The organism is Nonomuraea mesophila (assembly GCF_004352805.1).
GTDB lineage: Bacteria > Actinomycetota > Actinomycetes > Streptosporangiales > Streptosporangiaceae > Nonomuraea > Nonomuraea longispora.
This window is the reverse complement of sequence record NZ_SMLD01000356.1, coordinates 1-2247: the sequence shown is the minus strand read 5'-3', so window position 1 is coordinate 2247 and position 2247 is coordinate 1. Positions and strand designations below refer to the sequence as shown.

Genomic DNA, 2247 nt, shown 5'->3' with positions numbered 1-2247 from the left:
GGGTTGCGGGGGTGAAGGGGGTGTCGGGTGTGATGTGGCTTTTCGGTGGAGTGGAACGGCGATCGGTGCATCCGCCGACCAGGCCGGCACCCCGTCCGGTCCAGACGGTCGGCCTGCATGGACGGTGTGCATGGGGCGCGTGCACGGGCGGTGTGCAGGGGCGGTGTGCACGGGTGGCTGCATGGACGGTCTGCGGTCGGCGTACCTGGTCGGGTGCACGGGACGGCCCGCACGGACGGGGGTGGGGACGTGGGAAGGTGTGCCTTCAGCCGAGGGCCGGAGCGTAGGGGGCGACGTCCACGGGAGGTTCCTCGCCGAGGGCCAGAGCGGCGACGATGCGGCCGGTGAAGGGGCCCGCCGTCAGGCCGTACGAGCTCAGACCCGTCGCCACCACCACCCGGCTGGTGAGGCGGCCGATGAGCGCCTTGCCGGGGGCGTACACGGGACGCAGCCCGACCCTGGTCTCCGTCACCGTCGCGCCCAGCAGGCCCGGCGCCACCTGCAACCCCGCCGCGATCACCTCGCCGAGCCCGCCCATCGTGACACGCGGCGAGAAGCCCACGTCCTCGATGGTCGCGCCGATGACGACGCGGGAGTCGGGAAAGCCCAGCAGGTAGGGGCCGATCCTGGGCAGCACGATCGGCCACCAGGCGGTGTCGATGCCCTCCAGGGTGACGTGCAGGATCTGGCCGCGCCTGGGGAAGACCGGCAGTTTCACCCCCAGCGGCCGGCACACCTCACCGGTCCACGCGCCGGCGGCCACGATCACGGCGTCCGCGTCGAGCGGAACACCCTCAGCGGCGAAGTCGTGGGCGCCCGTGCCGGTGACCGGCGCATGCGAGGTCACCAGCGGCGTCGCCTGCCGCCAGGAGGTGCCCCCCGCCCGCGCGCCCGCGCCTTGGCCCGCGCCCGCGCCTCCGCCTCCGCTGTCGCTCGCGCCTGCGCCCGTGCCTGCGCCTGCGCCTGCGCCTGCGCCTGCGCCTGCGCCTGTGCCTGCGCCTGTGCCTGCGCCTGTGCCTGCGCCTGTGCCTGTGCCTGCGCCTGCGCCTGTGCCTGCGCCTGTGCCTGTGCTGTCGCTCACGTCTGTGCCTGTGCCTGTGCTGTCGCTCACGCCTGCGTCTGTGCCCGCGTCTGTGCCTCCGTCCGTGAGCCGGGCCTGCACCGCATCCCCTGCGCCTTCCGCGGCCGCCGTGACCCTGGTGCCCGAGGACCCTCCCGTGCCCGTGCCCTCCGCGACGGTCCGCCCAGGCCCGGCGGGAACGTCGCCGGAGACTGTGGCGGCCTCACCGCCGGTGGCCGTGGCGGATTCGCCGCCGACGGTCGTGCCGGACCCAACAGCGTGTCCGCCACCGGCGGGCCCAGCGGAGGGGCCGGTGGGCCCGGCGGGAGAGGCGGGCCCGGCGGAAGAACTGTCGCTGTCAGGCTCGGCGAAGCGTTCGTCACCGTAGTGGCTCACCGTGGGGCCCCCGTCGGAGGGATCCGCTGAGGGGTCGCTGTCGGTGTGGCTCTGCGTGGTGTCGTCGTCGGCCAGAGCGGCGAGGAAGCCGGTGGGGCCGGTCGTGCCGTGCGGGCCGGAGTCGGCGGGCCGCACGAGTACCTGGCCGCCCGGGGTGAGGGTCGCGATGCCCGTACGGATTCGCGCCCCTCTGGCGACGGCGGCGCGCAGGAGCGCCTCGCGGACCGCGCAGCCGTTCACGCGGGCCGCCCCGGGCACGAGGATCGCGCTCAGGTCGTCGGAGAGCGGCGGGAATAGCTCGGACGGGGTGGGCACGTCGGTGATGTCGCCCATTTCCGGCGCTTCGGGATAGCGGCGGTGCAGCAGCGCCCGCACCTGCTCCAGCTCGGCCGGCTCCTCGGTGACCAGCAGGGCGCCCACCTTGGCGTACCCGATGTCCTCGCCCAGCTCCTCCACCAGCCCCGGATAGGCGCGGGCGCCCTCGCGGGTCAGCTGGTACCAGGCGTCGTCCTCCGCGTGGTCCACCCACGGGCACACGATCCCCGCGCCCGCCGGCGTGGCCTGGCCCCGGTAGCCGGACTCCACCACCGTCACCGTCACGCCGCGACCGGTCAGGTAGTAGGCCGCGGCGGCCCCGACGATGCCGCTTCCGATCACCACAACGCGCATGAATTCATCGTCGCAGCCTCTCCTGACCAGCCTGATGGCCGGGTCGTCCCCTTACCATCCGGATACCGGCCCCCGCCCCTCCCATGCCTGGGCGGCCGGTCCCCGGGCGCCCAGGCATGGGA

The 2247-nt window shown here is 74.5% G+C and carries 1 protein-coding gene; it reads right to left on the bottom strand.

Annotated elements, in window-relative coordinates; translation table 11 throughout:
- Positions 1 to 265: 265 nt before the first annotated feature.
- The gene (locus tag E1295_RS52150; protein ID WP_132642034.1) at positions 266 to 2125 is read right to left on the bottom strand and encodes an NAD(P)/FAD-dependent oxidoreductase; all 1860 of its coding nucleotides are present in this window, start codon (positions 2123 to 2125) and stop codon (positions 266 to 268) included.
- Between the last annotated feature and the right edge of the window lie 122 nt (positions 2126 to 2247).